At 31.7% G+C, this 14,717-nt stretch carries 11 protein-coding genes; 7 read left to right on the plus strand and 4 right to left on the minus strand.

What is annotated here, in order from left to right; all coding sequences use genetic code 11:
• Nucleotides 1-7 precede the first annotated feature (7 nt).
• The 3 genes from Q0684_RS07705 to Q0684_RS07715 all read left to right on the plus strand — a co-directional run bounded on the left by Q0684_RS07705 (nt 8) and on the right by Q0684_RS07715 (nt 2,390).
• Nucleotides 8-910 carry a histone deacetylase gene (locus Q0684_RS07705; RefSeq protein ID WP_299014728.1) on the plus strand — a complete coding sequence of 301 codons (903 nt, stop codon included), beginning with the start codon at nt 8-10 and terminating at the stop codon, nt 908-910.
• 326 nt (nt 911-1,236) lie between these two features.
• A complete protein-coding gene (locus Q0684_RS07710) occupies nt 1,237-1,695 on the plus strand; it encodes a lipocalin family protein (RefSeq protein WP_299014730.1) in 459 nt (152 codons plus the stop codon).
• A gap of 5 nt (nt 1,696-1,700) precedes the next feature.
• The gene (locus Q0684_RS07715) at nt 1,701-2,390 is read left to right on the plus strand and encodes an OmpA family protein (RefSeq protein WP_299014733.1); all 690 of its coding nucleotides are present in this window, start codon (nt 1,701-1,703) and stop codon (nt 2,388-2,390) included.
• A gap of 208 nt (nt 2,391-2,598) precedes the next feature.
• Here the strand turns inward: Q0684_RS07715 and Q0684_RS07720 are convergent, their stop codons facing one another.
• Nucleotides 2,599-4,815 (minus strand): molybdopterin cofactor-binding domain-containing protein, encoded by a 2,217-nt coding sequence (locus Q0684_RS07720; RefSeq protein ID WP_299014736.1) that lies wholly within the window; start codon nt 4,813-4,815, stop codon nt 2,599-2,601.
• A gap of 1 nt (nt 4,816) precedes the next feature.
• The gene (locus Q0684_RS07725; protein WP_299014739.1) at nt 4,817-5,275 is read right to left on the minus strand and encodes a (2Fe-2S)-binding protein; all 459 of its coding nucleotides are present in this window, start codon (nt 5,273-5,275) and stop codon (nt 4,817-4,819) included.
• A 148-nt stretch (nt 5,276-5,423) separates the two neighbouring features.
• Here Q0684_RS07725 and Q0684_RS07730 point away from each other — a divergent pair, with 148 nt between their 5' ends.
• Nucleotides 5,424-6,797, plus strand: a complete 1,374-nt coding sequence (locus Q0684_RS07730; protein WP_299014742.1) for a DUF1800 domain-containing protein — start codon at nt 5,424-5,426, stop codon at nt 6,795-6,797.
• 13 nt (nt 6,798-6,810) lie between these two features.
• Nucleotides 6,811-8,001 (plus strand): DUF1501 domain-containing protein, encoded by a 1,191-nt coding sequence (locus tag Q0684_RS07735; RefSeq protein WP_299014745.1) that lies wholly within the window; start codon nt 6,811-6,813, stop codon nt 7,999-8,001.
• Nucleotides 8,002-8,095: 94 nt separating this feature from the next.
• Here Q0684_RS07735 and Q0684_RS07740 read toward each other — a convergent pair whose 3' ends face one another.
• Nucleotides 8,096-9,031, minus strand: coding sequence for a bifunctional riboflavin kinase/FAD synthetase (locus Q0684_RS07740; protein WP_299014748.1), 936 nt, complete (start codon nt 9,029-9,031; stop codon nt 8,096-8,098).
• A gap of 188 nt (nt 9,032-9,219) precedes the next feature.
• On the opposite strand from Q0684_RS07740, the gene Q0684_RS07745 reads away from it, so the two are divergent.
• Both Q0684_RS07745 and Q0684_RS07750 read left to right on the plus strand, forming a co-directional pair.
• Nucleotides 9,220-11,889: a TonB-dependent receptor gene (locus Q0684_RS07745; RefSeq protein WP_299014751.1), complete on the plus strand. Its 2,670-nt coding sequence runs from the start codon at nt 9,220-9,222 to the stop codon at nt 11,887-11,889.
• Nucleotides 11,890-11,903: 14 nt separating this feature from the next.
• Nucleotides 11,904-13,385: a G-D-S-L family lipolytic protein gene (locus Q0684_RS07750; protein WP_299014753.1), complete on the plus strand. Its 1,482-nt coding sequence runs from the start codon at nt 11,904-11,906 to the stop codon at nt 13,383-13,385.
• Between the two features lie 73 nt (nt 13,386-13,458).
• On the opposite strand, the gene Q0684_RS07755 is transcribed toward Q0684_RS07750, so the two are convergent.
• Nucleotides 13,459-14,673, minus strand: coding sequence for a cysteine desulfurase (locus Q0684_RS07755; protein WP_299014756.1), 1,215 nt, complete (start codon nt 14,671-14,673; stop codon nt 13,459-13,461).
• Nucleotides 14,674-14,717 lie beyond the last annotated feature (44 nt).

Raw genomic sequence — 14,717 nt, forward strand, 5'->3', positions numbered from 1 at the left:
ATAGCAAATGCTTAAAATAGCATACCACCCAATTTATAAATATGAATTACCAAAAGGTCATCGTTTTCCTATGGAAAAATATGACCTTTTACCTCAACAATTACTGCACGAAGGCACTTGTAGTGAGGAGAATTTTTTTGAACCAGAAATTCCAAATAACAAGCATTTTTTTACAGTTCATGATCCTGAATACTTTTTTGATTTATTAAATATTAAACTTACCCAAAAAGCAGCGCGTAAAATAGGTTTTCCTTTATCTGAAGTTTTAATTGAACGCGAAATGATTATTGCAGATGGCACAATAAAAGCAAGTGAGTTTGCATTAAAAAACGGAATTGCAATGAATATTGCAGGTGGCACACATCATGCATTTTCTAACAGAGGCGAAGCTTTTTGCATGTTAAATGACCAAGCTATTGGTGCAAAATATCTGCAAAATAACAAATTAGCAAAAAAGATTTTAATTGTAGATTTAGATGTACATCAAGGCAATGGGACTGCAGAAATATTTAGAAAAGACGCTACAGTTTTTACGTTTTCTATGCACGGCAAAAGTAATTACCCGTTTCAAAAAGAAATCTCAGACTTAGACATTGCCTTAGAAAATAACACAAAAGATGAAGAATATTTAAGACTATTAAAAAATATACTACCAAAATTAATACAACAAGAAAAGCCAGATTTTATTTATTATTTATGTGGTGTAGATGTTATTGAAACCGATAAACTTGGCAAACTAGCACTAACTTTAGAAGGTTGTAAAGAAAGAGATCGTTTTGTTTTACAAACCTGTTTTAATTTACAAATACCAGTTATGTGTTCTATGGGTGGTGGTTATTCACCAGAAATTAAAACTATTGTAGAGGCACATGCGAACACCTTTAGACTTGTGCAAGAAATTTACTTTTAAGAGATTTTAAGTTTTTTAGGTGAACGAATTATAAAATTACATTCGTCTATATTAAGTGGTTATAGAACTATAGAAAAATGCCTTTTGTCTAAAACTGTTGTTTTGTAATCTGAATAAATAGTAGCTTTGATTAAAATAGAAACAATAATTCAGTAAAATATTCAATAAGTTCTAAAATGACCTCTTAAGCATACAATTCAATTTAGTTCTTATTACTTTGTAAAGTCATCAAAACAATAAATTATTTTGATGGCTTTCTTTTTTATTTAAATTTGTACAGCTTAATTTTTGCGTACAATACTTAATTGGCGTTAAAATCAACAAAAATGAAAAAAATACTAGTATTACTATGTATTGCGACACTATTTTCTTGTGGAGCAAACAAAAATCTAAAAATCAAAGAAAAAACACTCAAAGGAAATTGGGTTTTAAATAAAATAGTTTACAGTAAAACCGGTAATTATAACGTTACTATTTTTAATGATACTACTAAAGATTGTTTAGAAGGTAGTACTTGGAAATTTGTACCAAATAACAATACTGGCATATACACTATAAATAATACAGACTGTAATTCTGGTGAAAGAGAGTTTATTTTTGTAGTACAAGAAGTAGATAAAATTTCTGGTTATTTTGACTTTCTTTTAAAACCAAAAAACAATAAAGATAATATTGGTTATAGGTTAGATTTAACAGAATTATCTGAAAACACAATGCAATGTAAACAACGTTTGTCTATAAACGGCGTTCCTTTTATTATTAATATGAACTTTACTAAACAATAACTAAAATGAAAAAAGTAACCATTTTACTATTAGCTTTAAGTCTTACTTTTAGTTTTACTAGTTGTGAGGCAACAAAAAATGCAAATAACAAACAAAAAGGTGCTGCAATTGGCGCAACTGCGGGCGCATTACTAGGTGCAATTATAGGAAATAACGTTAAAGGCAAAAACGGTGAGTTAGGCGCTGTTATTGGCGGTGTTATTGGCGGTGGTGCAGGTGTACTAATTGGTAAAAAAATGGATGACCAAGCAAAAAAGATTGAAACAGAAATGCCAGGCGCTGTTGTAGAAAGAGTAGATAACGGAATCGTTGTAACTTTTGATGAAAATAGTGGTGTGTATTTTGACACAAACAAGTCTAATATTAATGCGAAATCTAAAGAAACGTTACATAAATTAACAGAAGTTTTTAAAGAATTTCCAGATACAAAAATATTAGTTGCAGGGCACACAGATAGTTCTGGTAGAGATGATTACAACATGACTTTATCTGAAAAAAGAGCAAAAGCTGTAACAAATTATTTAATTAACGATGGTGTTTTAGGAAGTAGATTAGAAACAATGTGGTATGGAGAAACACAACCAAAATTTGATAACGCTACTCCAGAAGGCAGAGCTAAAAACAGACGTGTTAATATTGCCATTGTACCTAATGGAGATATGATTGAACAAGCTAAAAAAGAAGCAGGACAATAAAATCCCTTTAATTTCTTTTCAAAAAAAAAGCCGCTTTTAGCGGCTTTTTTTTATCCTAAAATTCTTTGTTCTTTCAAGTGACGTAATTTTATCATTTTGAGCGAAATGAAATGGAGTCGAAAAATCTATTCAATTAAATTGCTGCAGATTAGATTTCTCTATAAAGTAGAAATAATAAAATGAAAATATTTTCTGGACAACCACTTTTTTATCCTAAAATTGTTTGTTTTTTCAAGTCTTTTATAAATGGCTGGCTGTACAATCTCTTGCCTAAAGCTGCATTAATTGCATTCGCTACAGCACCACCTGCAGGTGGCAAACCTGGCTCACCCAAACCTGTTGGCTTTAAATTGTTTTCTACAAAATAAACCTCAACTTTTGGAGTTTCATTCATTCTTATAAGTCTATAAGTATCAAAATTTTTATATGTTGGCTTACCGTCTTTCAGAGAAAAATTAGCATACATTGCGTGGCCAATACCGTCTAAAACACCACCTTCTACTTGGTTTTTTGCACCTGTTGGATTTACAACAATACCACAATCTACAGCAACCGTTACCTTTTTAATAACAGGCAAACCATTTTTAATTTCTATATCTGCAATTTCTGCTACATGTGTATTGTGGCTATAATAAGCGGCAAAACCTTGGTAGATTCCTGCAGCAACTTTTCCCCAATTTCCTTTCTCTCTTACCAACTCTATAACATCTTTTGTTCGCTTGCCAGAATATTGTATTCTTTTGTCTTTTTTAGAATCTATATTTTCTAATAAATTTAATCTTAACTGAATAGGATCTGTATTTAATTCTGTAGCCAATTCGTCAAAAAAAGTTTGCTCTGCAAAAGCTAAAAAATTAGTGTAAGGAGCTCTCCAAGCACCAGTTGTAACATTACTCTTATAATTACCAGTTTCTACTTTGTAATTTGGTATACAACCCGCAGGAAAAAAGTGTGCAATAGAACCATACATATTTCCATTTATTGAAGCCTCTTTTAAGTGATACCCTAAAACTTTACCATCTTTTAAAGCTGCTGAAATCTTGTATTTTGTAGACGGTCTGTAAATTCCTGTAGTCATATCATCTTCTCTAGTGGAGATTAATTTTACAGGTTTTTGTATTTTATTTGCAATTTCCGCTACTTCAAAAACAAAATCGCCATACAAACGTCTACCAAAACCACCACCCATTCTAGTCATTTCTAAATGAATTTTATCTTGAGCAAAACCAAACATTTTACCCACAACATTTGCTGCAGCTTCTGGCGTTTGAATTGGCCCAACCAAGTGTACTTTTTCTTTGGTAATATTTGCATAAAAATTCATGGGTTCCATACAATTGTGTGGTAAAAAAGGAGCACTGTATGTTTTTTCTATCACCTTATCTGCATTGGTAAATGCTTTTGCTACATTACCATCTTCTCTTCTAACTTTACCTTTTGTATCATTTAAAATACCATTTAAAACTTCTTCATGCTTTTCTGTACTTTCTAAAGCAGTAATCGTTTTCCATTTTGCTTTAATTGCTTTTTTACCTTTTATAGCAGCCCAAGTATTTTTGGCAATTACCACCACTTTATCTGAGCTAGACAAATTGAAAGACCAATTTTTTTCGCCCGATTTTTTAAAATCACGTACTTTTTCTCCTATAGTAATTACATCTATAACACCAGTTACTTTTTTAGCTGCTGTAGCATCAAAAGAAACCAATTCTTGCCCAAAAGCAGGTGGCCTTAAAACAGTGGCATACACCATACCTTCTGCCTTATAATCTAAACCATACAAAGGTTGGCCAGTAACTATTTTATGCAAATCTACATTTACAGCATCTTTACCAATAATGGTAAAATCTTTTAACTCTTTTAAGGTTACTTTTTCTGGTACTTCTAATAAAGCAGCTTCTTTTACTACATCTCCATAACCTAAAGTATCTCCATTATTGTTTGTTATAATTCCGTTAGCAACTTTTAAAGTACTTATATCTACTTGCCACTTATTGGCTGCTGCTTGCATTAGCATTTGTTTTGCTGTGGCACCTGCTTCTCTTAAAACAGACCAACTACTTCTAATAGATTGACTACCACCAGCTACTTGCCTTTTAAAGTTTTTGGTATCTAAATCTGCCTGTGCAACTGTTACATTTTGCCATGCAACATCTAACTCTTCTGCAATAATCATAGGCATAGACGTTTTTACACCTTGGCCAATTTCTGGATTTGGAGAAAAAATAGTAACAAACCCTTCTTCAGAAATTTTTATATACGCATTAAAATCGTTAAAATTTAAATTGGCAATATCTACTGGCATTTTAGCTTCTGGCTTGCAAGCCGTAAGAAAGTTAAAACCAATTAACATACCACCACTTGCTAAAACAGATGTTTTTAAAAAGTTTCTCCTGCTAAAGTTATCTTTTTTATGTAGTTTCATATTATAAGTTTTTAGAGGCTAATTTTACTGCTTTTTCTATTCTATTGTAAGCGGCGCATCTGCAAATATTACCATGCATGGCATTTCTAATTTCTTCTTCAGTAGGGTTTTTATTTTCCGCTAAAAAAGCGGAAGCTGTCATTATTTGTCCTGCTTGGCAGTAGCCACATTGTGGTACATCTATTGTTTCCCAAGCTTCTTGTACAGGATGTTTACCATCTGTAGACAAACCTTCTATTGTTGTAATTTTTGTACCATCTAAAATAGAAACTTGCATTTGGCAACTTCTCATTGCAACACCATCTATATGCACAGTGCAAGCACCACATTGTGCAATACCACAACCAAATTTTGTACCCACTAAATCTAACTCATCTCTTAAAACCCATAACAAAGGCGTATCTTCATCTACAGTTACTTGGCGTTGTTGTCCGTTTACATTTAGTGTGTAATTTGGCATAAGTCTTTTACTTTAAATTAATTGAGTCAATTTACAAAAAAAAGACTGTTTTCATTTCAATTACAAAAAAATGCTTACCTTTTATGACGTTTTTAACAAGTTTCTTAGTACAAATTAAACCAAACGCATTTGTTTTAGTCTAAAAAATATGAAATCAGCACACGTACAACATTTATATAATAGAATTGGCTTTGGTATTTTACCAGACCAACTAAATCAGCTTGCTGCAAAAAGCAAGCAAGAAGTTGTGGCTTCAATTTTTGCTGATGTAAAACAACCTAAACTTCTTAAAGTAGATTTATCTTTTTTAAAAGAATTAAAACCTGGCGATTTAAAAAACAAGGAAAAAAGACAGGAAATTAGAAAGAAAAGCAGAAGAAAAGTAAATGAATATTCTGTAGCTTGGGTAAAAAGAATTCTAAATCCTACAGATGTTTTTAGAGAAAAAATGACGCTTTTTTGGGCAAATCATTTTGTTTGCGATAGCAGAAACAATGTGCTTTTTACACAAAACTATAACAATTTACTACGTAAAAATGCCTTTGGAAACTTTGTAAGTTTTACAAAACAAGTTTCTAAAGATGCTGCTATGTTGGGTTATTTAAACAACAAACAGAACAAGAAAAAAAGCCCGAATGAAAATTTTGCAAGAGAATTAATGGAGTTGTTTACTTTAGGTGAAAACAATTATTCTGAAACCGATATAAAAGAATCTGCTAGAGCTTTTACAGGTTATAATCACAATTTTAGAGGAAAATTTATCCTTAGAGAAAACCAACACGATACTAATGATAAAACCTTTTTTGGTAAAACCGGTAATTTTAATGGAGATGATATAATAGACATCATTACACAGCAAAAGCAATGCGCACTTTTTATTTCAGAAAAAATATACCATTATTTTGTAAATGAAGTAAGTAATAAAGCACACATAACAGCCATGGCCAACGTTTTTTATAAAGATTATAATATAGAAAACTTAATGCGTTTTGTTTTGTTATCAGATTGGTTTTATAATGAAGAAAATATAGGTTCAAAAATAAAAGCGCCCATAGACTTTTTAGCAAGCATACATAAAATTGTGCCTTTTGAATTTGAACAACCTAAACAAATTTTATTGGTACAACGTTTATTAGGGCAAACTTTATTAAAACCACCCAATGTTGCTGGTTTTAAAACTGGCAGAAGCTGGATTGATAGCAACACCTTAGTAAAACGTTTGCGCTTGCCATCTATCTTATTAAATAATGCAGAAATTACATATACAGATTTAGGAGATGAAGAAAGTACGCTTCCTAAAAAAGATAAGAAATTAAAAAGAAAAACCTTTATTAAAACACAAACTGATTGGTTAACATTTGAAGAAAACTTCAAAAGCACAAACAATAAAACATTAATTTATAGTGTTTTAGGTTCAAACATAAATAAAGGAACATCAGAATTATTAGAAGAAAATTTACATATTCCAAAAAAAGATTTTTGCATTCAGTTGCTGTCTTTACCTGAATTTCAACTCTGTTAAATCAAAAAAATATATGAAACGTAGAGATTTTTTAAAGCAGACAACTTTTGCATCGGGTATGTTTTTTGTACCACAATTTTTAAAAACTTTTGAGCAAATTCCTAAGGAAATCAGTAGTTATAAAAAAGTAGTAATTATTCAATTAAAAGGTGGTAATGATGGTTTAAATACTATTGTGCCTTTTAGAAATGATATCTATTACCAAAAACGCCAAAATATTGCGTTACAAAAAAACGAACTCATACAACTTACAGACAATATTGGCTTACACAAAAGTTTACAACCCTTGCAAAATTTATATGACAATGGTTTTTTAAATATAATTAATAATGTTGGTTATCCTAACCCTAACTTATCTCATTTTAGGTCTACAGATATTTGGCAAACAGCAAGCGATAGCAACCAATATTTACAAAATGGTTGGGTAGGTCGTTATTTAGATTATACCAAAGCAAACCCAACAAAAGCAATAGAGGTAGATGAAGCTTTGTCTTTAATGCTAAAAGGAAAAACCAAAAATGGTTTGGCTGTAACAGATGCTAAAAGTTTGCACAATTCTTTACGAGAGCCTTTTTATAAAAACGTAATTACTGCAAATAAAGATGCACATTTAAACGAGCATAATTTAGGGTATTTGTACAATACTATGATTGATGCAAAATCTTCTGCAAAATATATTTTTGAAAAAACTAAGGTAAAAACAACGGCTAACAATTACCCGAAAAACAGTTTTGGTAAACAACTAAAAACCATTTCTCAGTTTATTAATTCCGGTTTAGAAACACAAGTCTTCTATGCGGGCTTAACCGGTTTTGATACCCATGCAAATCAGCAAAACACACAAACCAGATTATTAAAAACATATGCTGAAAGTATGGCCGTTTTTATAAATGATTTACAAAAAAATAATACTTTTAAAGATGTACTTGTGCTTACGTTTTCAGAATTTGGCAGACGTGTAAAACAAAACGACTCTAGAGGTACAGACCATGGTACAGCCAATAACGTGTTTATAATGGGGCAAAATTTAAAACAACAAGGTTTTTATAATAAATTACCCGATTTAAGTAATTTAGATAAAAATGGTAATTTAAAACACGAAATAGACTTTAGAGAAATTTATGCTACTATTTTAGACAAATGGTTGGCAGTAGATAACAAAGCCATATTAAACAAAAAGTTTTCTAATTTGAATTTTATCTAATTTTTTAAGTTTAAAAACTTTAAGAATATGCCAGTTTTACCAAAGTTTTATTTTTAAAGTTGATAAAAGTAGCTTATAAAAAACCGGTAATTACTTAAGGAACCTCATTTTGCAGAAAATCTCGGGCAGTTTTTTCATCTTTTTTTAATTGCGCAATTAAATCATCTACAGAATCGTATTTATGCTCATCTCGCAAAAAATATAGTAACTGTATGGTTAAATTTTCGCCATATAAATCATCATTAAAATCAAAAAAATGTACTTCTATGGTTTGATGATTTCCGTTTACGGTTGGTCTGCTACCAATATTCATCATGCCAAAAATAGTCTTATTTTTAATACTAGATTTTACAACATAAACCCCTGTTTTTGGTATTAGTTTATAGCTTTCTTCCACATTTATATTTGCTGTAGGAAAACCAATCTTGCCACCTAATTTCTTACCATTTACAACAACGCCATTTAATGTAAAAGAATAGCCTAAATAGTTGTTTGCAGTCTTTAAATTGCCACTGTGCAATGCGCGCCTAATTTTTGTAGAGCTTACAGAAACATCATCTATATCTTGTGCATGAATTTCTTCTACAGTAAAATCATATAAATGGCTATATTCTGTTAACTGTTCTATATTTCCTTCTCTGTTTTTACCAAAATGATGGTCGTAACCAATAATTAGTTTAGAGATGTTTAATTTATTTACTAAAGTATCTCTCACAAATTCTAAAGCAGTTGTTCTAGAAAACTCTTCACTAAAAGGGTGTATAATTAAATAATCTAAACCTGTTTTTTCCAATAAATTTTCACGCTCTTTTATGGTGTTAATCAGCTCTATTTTAACATCTTTTTGTAATACCATTCTAGGATGAGGAAAAAAGGTAAGTAAAACCGATTTTTTATCTGCCTTTTTAGACTCTAAAACTAATTTCTCTAGTATTTTTTGATGTCCAAAATGCACACCATCAAAAGTACCAATAGTAACAAAAGTTTGGTCTTTAGCATAAAAATCTGCAATGGAATTGAATGTTTTCAAAAAAGAAATTTTATTATACAAAGGTACAATAAGTAATGCTTTTTTTTGAATGAAAACAAAAGTAATTACTATTGCCTAAATACAAGTTTTAGGTTGTTTTTTTGATAAAGTCATAAAATAAAGCATCTATTTATAAATTATTCAAAAAAAATTGTACTTTGCATGTAGTTAACAAATTAATTCAAATTATGATAAAAAAGATTTTATTAATCGCATTTATAGCTTTAAATAGCGTTGCAATGGTTGCACAAACCACTGTAACAGGTATAGTTACAGATGTTAAAACAGGAGAAACTTTACCTGGGGCCAATATTAAAATTGAAAACAAAGCTGTAGGAACTACTACAGATTTTAATGGAAATTTTGTATTAGAAACAGGTGAAAAGCCACCTTTTACCTTAGAAATCTCTGTTTTAGGGTATAAAATGGAAAAAGTACAGATTACTAAAGAAAAACAAAAAATCACAGTAAAACTAACGGAAAACGAAACTTCTTTAGATGAAATTGTACTTTCGGCATCTAGAACGCCAGAACGTATTATGGAATCTCCGGTAACTATTGAGAGGTTAGATGCTAGAGCAATTAAAAACACCTCTGCACCTTCTTTTTACGATGGTTTAGAAAACCTAAAAGGGGTTGATGTAAACACCAACAGTTTAACTTTTAAGTCTGTAAATACAAGAGGTTTTGCAACATTTGCCAATACCCGTTTTATGCAATTGGTAGATGGTATGGACAATTCATCACCAGCATTAAATTTTGCTATTGGTAATTTATTGGGAATGTCTGAATTAGATGTAAACACAGTTGAATTATTACCTGGTGCAGCATCTGCTTTATATGGTGCAAACGCATTTAATGGTATTATGTTTATGACTAGTAAAAGCCCTTTTGATGACCAAGGAATTAGCGTTGGTTTAAAAGGAGGAGTTACTAGCCAAAACGCAGGTGGAAACAATGAATTTACAGATTTTAATATTAGAATGGCTTATGCTTTCTCAGATAAATTTGCGGCAAAAGCAACTTTATCTGTGTTAAATGGTACAGATTGGTTTGCTACAGATTATAGAAATACAACTGTAGGTTTAAGAGGAGCTGTCTTAGCACCCGGAGATAGAAATACAGATAACAATTTTAATGGAGTAAACATTTACGGGGATGTTGCTGCTGTAGATTTAGGTGGTGCTATTGGTAGAGTTAGTAGAACAGGTTATGAAGAAAGAGATTTAATGGACTACGATGTAGAAAGTGTGAAATTTGGAGGGTCATTAAATTATAGACCTTTTGGAGATGATCGTTTAGAAATAATTTGGAATTCTAAGCTGGGTACTGGAACAACACAGTATTTAGGTGGTCAAAAATATAGCATTCAAAATTTTTTCTTACAACAGCATAAATTAGAAGTTAAAGGAAATAACTTTTTTGTAAGAGGTTATGTAACTAGCGAAAATGCAGGTGACTCTTTCAATACGCTTTTTGCAGCCTTAAACGTAAATAGAGCGTGGAGCTCAGACCAAAATTGGTTTGGAGAATATGCTGCTGCATATTTAGGCGCTGTTCCTGGTGTAGATGCTTCTAGCCATGCTTCTGCAAGAGCTTTTGCAGATAGAAACAGATTAATTCCTGGCACTCCAGCATTTGAAAACGCATTAAATAAAGTAATTTCAGATCCTGATTTATTAACAGGAGCATTATTTAGAGATGAAACGAAGTTATATCATTCTGATGCTAATTATAATTTTAAAGATCAAATTGAGTTTGCAGAAATTCAAGTTGGTGGTTCTTACAGAAGGTACTCTTTAAATTCTTTTGGTAGTATATTTACAGATGCAGATGGACCAATAGATTATGATGAATATGGTGTTTACACACAAGCACAAAAAAGCTTTTTAGAAGAAGATCGTTTAAAAGTTACAGCTTCTTTACGTTATGATAAAGCACAAAATTTTGATGGTAATTTTTCTCCAAGAGTATCTTTAGCTTATGCAGCAGGAGAAAATAAAAATCAAAATTTTAGAGCTTCTTTTCAAACAGGTTTTAGAAACCCAACTACACAAGACCAATACATAGGTTTAGATGTAGGTAATGCAATATTAGTTGGTTCTGCACCAGATAACTTAGACAATAGAATAGAGTATTTAGATGCTAGTGGTAATACACAATCTTTACTTATTAGAGATGCTTACGAAAACTCTTTCACCATAGAAAGTGGTGGTACAGTTGCAGCAGAAGTAGATTTAGTACAACCAGAAAAAGTTACCGCTTTTGAAGCAGGTTATAGAGGTTTGGTAAATTTAGGAGAATCTAAAGTTACTATAGACTTAAGTGCTTATTATAATCAATATGAAGATTTTATTGCCAACAGAAATGTGTTAACACGTGGTACAGATAATGCTTTTAAAGTTACACAAGTATATACAAATACAGATGCAAACATTAATTCTTATGGAGCAACAATTGGCGTAAATACAAAAATTTTAAAAGGTTTTAACTTAGGTTTTAATTATACTTATGCTAAATTTGAATTTGATCAAGCATCAGACCCAAGTTTTGAAGCAGGTTTTAATACTCCAGAACACAAAGTAAAATTACAATTTGGGAAGCCAGATTTATTTAAAAACTTTGGCTTTAATGTAAACGCAAGATATCAAACAGAATTTTTATGGGAATCTACATTTGTAGATGCTATGATTGGAGAAAGAGTGGTATTAGATGCACAAATTAATTATGCAGTACCTTCTTTAAAATCGATCTTTAAAATTGGTGGAGCAAATTTAACAGGTCAAGAGTATTTAAGTGCTCCTGGTGTTGGTGCAATAGGTTCTCAATACTACATTTCTTGGACAATTAACAATTAAAAATATAACACTTTATGAAAAATTATAAATATATAGCATTGTTTCTCTTAGCTATGGGCTCAATATCTTGTGAAAACACGGATTTTGATCCATTACCAGCGGAGGCAGAAGCACCATTTGTAGCCTTAAATACTAATGGGATAGATTTCTCTAGGTTTGTATCTGTAGGAGCCTCTTTTACAGCAGGTTTTACAGATAATGGCTTATTTATTGCTGGTCAAGAAAACTCTTTTCCCAATATATTAGCTACAAAGTTTAATACTACGTTTAACCAACCTTTAATGAATGATAATTTTGGTGGTTTAGCAGTAGGAGGAAACAGAATATTAGAGCCTAGATTTGTGTTTGGTGGATCTGGACCAGTACCTTTAGAAAGTGTAATTGGTGGGGTAACTGTAAGTACAGATATTGTTTTAAACAACCCAACAGGACCGTTTAATAACTTAGGAGTACCAGGTGCAAAAAGTTTTCATATGATTGCACCAGGTTATGGAAGTTTGGCTAATTTTCCTGCGGCAGCAAACCCTTATGCTATTCGTTTAACAGGAACATCACCTAACAAATCTATGTTAGAATTAGCAGTAGAACAAAACCCAACTTTTTTCACATTATCTGAGGTTGGTGGTAATGATATATTAGGATTTGCCACTTCTGGTGGAGATGGTTCTAACCCAATAACGCCAACAGCAACTTTTGATTTTGCACTAACAATGCTTGTAAATGGCTTAACAGCAAATGGTGCAAAAGGTGCTATAGGTAATTTACCAAACATTACAAGCTTATCTTTCTTTACAACAGTTGCGCACAATGCAGTGCCTTTAGATGAAGCAACTGCTGCGCAATTAAATGCAGGCTATGCTGCATATAATGGTGGTTTGCAACAAGCCTTTGCTGCTTTAAGTCAACTTGCACCTGGTCTTTTTACAGAGGAAGAAGTAAATAGGCGTACTATAAATTTTACAGCTGGACAAAATGCTGTAGTTATTGTAGATGAAAATTTAACAGATTTAGCAGCCTTAAATCCTGCTTTTGCAGCTATACCCCAATTTAGACAAGCAACTGCAGAAGATTTAATTTTGCTCACAGCTTCCTCCTTATTACCAAATGGAGGTGGTACTGCAACTCCTTTAAGCGATACTTTTGTATTAACACCACAAGAGCAACAAGAAATTGCTACAGCAACAGATGCTTACAATGCCTCTATTGCCAATATTGCAGCATCTAAAGGAATTGCCTTAGTAGATTTAAATGCTATATTAGTAGAAGCGTCACAAGGTGGTGTAACTTTTGATGAGTCTTTTTTAACCACAGACTTGGTTACTGGTGGTTTAATTAGTTTAGATGGTGTACACTTAACAAGTAGAGGTTATGCTAAAATGGCCAATGCCTTTTTAGAAGCTATAGATGCAACTTATGGATCTAATTTTGGACAAGCAACAGATGGTTTAGCTAAAGCGGATGACTATCCAACAAATTACTCGCCTACTTTAAGATAAAGTTTAAAGAGTTTTTTATAAATAAAAAGGTTGCGCATTTGCGCAATCTTTTTATTTTAATCGTATTTGTATATTAAGACAGCATCATAACTGCTCTTTTAACTCCTGCCACTAATACATCAATTTCTTCTTTGGTGTTGTAAAATGAGAAAGATGCTCTTACAGTACCAGGGATTTGGTAAAAATCCATAATAGGCTGTGCACAATGATGACCTGTTCTAACTGCAATACCCAATTTATCTAAAATTGCACCAATATCATAAGGGTGAATATCACCTACATTAAAAGAAATTACCGCAGTTTTTTCAGCTGTATTCCCAAAGATTTTTAAACCTTCTATTTTTAATAGTTCTTGTGTTCCGTAGGCTAATAACTCTGCTTCATAAGCAGCTATTTCATTAAAACCTACAGCATTCATATAATCTAAGGCAGCACCAAAAGCAATACCACCACAAATATTTGGTGTTCCTGCTTCAAACTTATGAGGCAAACCTGCATAGGTTGTTTTTTCAAAAGAAACGGTGGCAATCATTTCTCCTCCACCTTGGTAAGGTGGCAATTTCTCTAACCATTCTTGCTTGCCATATAATAACCCAACTCCTGTTGGACCACATAATTTGTGAGCAGATGCCACATAAAAATCAACATTTAATGCTTGTACATCTGGTTTAATATGTGGTGTTGCTTGTGCCCCATCAATTAAAACAGCCGCATTAAATTGGTGCGCTTTTTCTATAATTTCTTCAATAGGATTTACAGTACCCAAAGCATTAGAAACATGATTACAAAAAACTAATTTTGTCTTCTCGTTTACCAAATCGTGATAAACATTCATATCTAAAGAACCATTTTCTAACATTGGTATTACCTTTAAAATGGCACCAGTTTTCTCGCAAAGCATTTGCCAAGGCACAATATTAGAATGATGTTCTAAAGCAGAAACAATTATTTCATCGTCTTTTTGTAAAAGAGATGCAAAACCAGATGCAACCATATTTATACTATGAGTTGTACCAGAGGTTAAAATAATTTCATAAGCCTCTTTGGCATTAAAATGTTTTTGAACCTTTAAACGCGCTTCCTCATATTTATCTGTTGCTTCTTGACTTAAAGTATGCACACCTCTATGAATGTTAGAGTTATAATTGCTATAATAATCTACTATAGCATCTATAACTACTTGTGGTGTTTGTGAAGTAGCTGCATTATCAAAATAAACCAAAGGTTTACCATGAACTTCTCTTTTTAAGATTGGAAAATCGGCTCTAATTTTATCAACATTAATCATACAAAATCAATTTAGATAACAAAGATAAAGGTTGATTTCTTAAA

The sequence above is a fragment of the uncultured Polaribacter sp. genome (assembly GCF_947503875.1).
GTDB lineage: Bacteria > Bacteroidota > Bacteroidia > Flavobacteriales > Flavobacteriaceae > Polaribacter.

Excerpts from the sequence above, each read along its gene's own strand:
- Q0684_RS07725 (WP_299014739.1), bottom strand. The coding sequence starts at position 5,275 with ATGCCAAATTACACACTAAATGTAAACGGACAACAACGCCAAGTAACT.
- Q0684_RS07715 (WP_299014733.1), top strand. The coding sequence starts at position 1,701 with ATGAAAAAAGTAACCATTTTACTATTAGCTTTAAGTCTTACTTTTAGT.
- Q0684_RS07755 (WP_299014756.1), bottom strand. The coding sequence starts at position 14,673 with ATGATTAATGTTGATAAAATTAGAGCCGATTTTCCAATCTTAAAAAGA.
- Q0684_RS07735 (WP_299014745.1), top strand. The coding sequence starts at position 6,811 with ATGAAACGTAGAGATTTTTTAAAGCAGACAACTTTTGCATCGGGTATG.
- Q0684_RS07710 (WP_299014730.1), top strand. The coding sequence starts at position 1,237 with ATGAAAAAAATACTAGTATTACTATGTATTGCGACACTATTTTCTTGT.
- Q0684_RS07720 (WP_299014736.1), bottom strand. The coding sequence starts at position 4,815 with ATGAAACTACATAAAAAAGATAACTTTAGCAGGAGAAACTTTTTAAAA.
- Q0684_RS07745 (WP_299014751.1), top strand. The coding sequence starts at position 9,220 with ATGATAAAAAAGATTTTATTAATCGCATTTATAGCTTTAAATAGCGTT.
- Q0684_RS07705 (WP_299014728.1), top strand. The coding sequence starts at position 8 with ATGCTTAAAATAGCATACCACCCAATTTATAAATATGAATTACCAAAA.
- Q0684_RS07750 (WP_299014753.1), top strand. The coding sequence starts at position 11,904 with ATGAAAAATTATAAATATATAGCATTGTTTCTCTTAGCTATGGGCTCA.
- Q0684_RS07730 (WP_299014742.1), top strand. The coding sequence starts at position 5,424 with ATGAAATCAGCACACGTACAACATTTATATAATAGAATTGGCTTTGGT.